Genomic DNA, 2265 nt, shown 5'->3' on the forward strand with positions numbered 1-2265 from the left:
CCGGTTTGTTAGATGTGTTTGCTCGCACGAACATCATCAATCAAATCGGCGTTCTTGTTTCTGTGTTTCCCGGGATTCCGTGAAGAACCTTTTTTATTGGCCTTTAAAAGACCACGCCACCTAACCAAACCACCTTTACAACACTCAACATCTGCCATTGCACTTAACTTTCTGCAATACAGATAACACCACCAACAAGCAATAAACCAATAAGATCCAGCTCGCCGCACCCACACTTCAAAACTCAATACAGGATTCATTTATCACATGGACAGTGAACATTCTTTTCATGCAACACTTAGCATGTTTGACGCCCGCGTAAATCTACTTGAAAAATTGCATGGCAAACCCGCGATGGCAACCGTCAGTTCATTCAGCGGTGGATTCTTTACCGGCAAACCGCAAACCCATGATCACTCACACTTGCTCGGCATCCGCGCCGAAACCCAGGGCATGGAGCGCGCTCAATTGATCCTGCATTTTCGTCCTACACCCAATGGCTATATTCTGACCCTGAAAAACCCCGGAGAACACTATAACAAACTGATCAGCAAGAGTTGGCTTGAAGTGCTCGGCGCAGAAAATCCAAACACCGTTAATCCGACGCGCTTTATTCTTATCGATCATCGACAAAACATCATCACACGGAAAAACATTAACACCCTGCACACACCCGTCTCGCTCATGACCGCCACTCATAAATATGTCGGTGGATTAAGAGTGCGCGGCTCACCTTATCTCTATCTTGCCGAGACCGAAGAAAAATCAAAGATCACTTTTATCTTGAGCCTGCGTGAAGGAAAGTGAGGCCAGCCAAAACATATAAAACCAGGCAACCCTTTGTGGCGAGGGGATTTATCCCCGCTGGACTGCGAAGCAGTCCTTACAGGAACGATCCAATCTACCAGGCACATCCAGGTGCCTGGTTTTCATAGCGGCTTCGCCAGTCGCAGGCAGGGGACATCAAAACAGAATCGCTTCAAAACCGGCACGGATTTTCTCTTCGGGCAGTTCGTCGGCGATGAACACGATCACGCTTTCCCGGGCTTCGCCGGGCTCCCATTCAGTGTCCCAATCGAAACCGTACAGCTTGAGCACGCCTTGGAACACCAGCCGGCGGGGTTCGCCGGCGATGTTCAGCACGCCTTTGTAGCGCAGCAATTGCTTGCCGTGCTCTTCCAGCAGCTGGTTCATGAACTCGCTGAGCTTGTCGATATCCAGGGCCTTGTCGGTGCGCAGCACCAGGCTGCTGATGCGATCGCCCGGGGTTGCCTTGCCCACCGGTCGCAGGCTGAACCCTGCGCCCAGGTCCGCATTGAGATTGAAGCCACGAATGTCGAGCAGCTCGGCCAGGTCGATCTGGCCGTGTTCAACCACCCTGATCGGTGCCCGTTGGTTGATGCGCGTCAGGCGCTCGCCAAGGGCCTGGACCTGGGCGGCGTCCACCAGGTCGGTCTTGCTCAGGAGCAGGCGGTCGGCAAACCCGACCTGGGCCTGGGCGATGGCCTGGGTCAGGTGGATGTCAGCGTGAGCCGCGTCCACCAGGGTCAGGATCCCGTCGAGGATATAGCGCTCGCGCAGATCCTCGTCGATGAAGAAAGTCTGCGCCACCGGGGCCGGGTCGGCCAGGCCGGTGCACTCGATCACCAGACGGTCGAAGGCGATCTCGCCGCTGTCCAGCCGCTCGAGCAACAGATACAGGGCTTTGGTCAGGTCGGTGTGAATGGTGCAGCACACGCAGCCGTTGGCCAGGGTCATGACTTGCACCGGCTCGTCGCCCAACAGTTGGGTGTCGATACCGGCATCGCTGAATTCATTCTCGATCACGGCGATTTTCAGGCCATGCTCGGCCTTGAGCAGATGGCGCAACAGCGTGGTCTTGCCGGCGCCGAGGAAGCCGCTGAGGATGGTGACCGGGATGGGAGAGGACAAACTGAATCTCCTTGATGCCTGGAAAAGGAAAGCGGTTTTGTGGGAGCGAGCCTGCTCGCGAAGGCGTCGGGTCAGTCGACATTATCATTAACTGACACTCCGCTTTCGCGAGCAAGCTCGCTCCCACAGGGATCTGTGGCGTAAGCAAATCCTGAGACCACCCCAAAAACAACTGTGGGAGCGGGCTGGCTCGCGAAAGCGGAGTGTCAGCCACATCAATGGCGACTGACCCGACGCCTTCGCGAGCAAGCCCGCTCCCACAGGGGGGTTGGGTTTAGCTCAATTCAACAGCACTTGGGCCCACCCTTGCCGCCGTAACGGGCCTCCTGGCGT

At 55.8% G+C, this 2265-nt stretch carries 2 protein-coding genes; one reads left to right on the top strand and one right to left on the bottom strand.

Going from position 1 to position 2265, the window contains the following annotated elements; all coding sequences use genetic code 11:
- Nucleotides 1-267: 267 nt before the first annotated feature.
- Nucleotides 268-807, top strand: coding sequence for a hypothetical protein (locus BM317_RS29575; protein ID WP_092172499.1), 540 nt, complete (start codon nt 268-270; stop codon nt 805-807).
- A gap of 156 nt (nt 808-963) precedes the next feature.
- Here BM317_RS29575 and yjiA read toward each other — a convergent pair whose 3' ends face one another.
- On the bottom strand, nt 964-1932 hold the full coding sequence (gene yjiA, locus BM317_RS29580; RefSeq protein WP_092477210.1) for a GTPase: 969 nt from the start codon (nt 1930-1932) through the stop codon (nt 964-966).
- Nucleotides 1933-2265: the final 333 nt, after the last annotated feature.

It is taken from the genome of Pseudomonas sp. NFACC24-1 (assembly GCF_900115235.1).
In the GTDB taxonomy this organism is placed as follows: domain Bacteria; phylum Pseudomonadota; class Gammaproteobacteria; order Pseudomonadales; family Pseudomonadaceae; genus Aquipseudomonas; species Aquipseudomonas fluorescens_AA.

Coding starts and splice junctions, on each gene's coding strand:
- BM317_RS29575 (WP_092172499.1), top strand. CDS start 268: ATGGACAGTGAACATTCTTTTCATGCAACACTTAGCATGTTTGACGCC.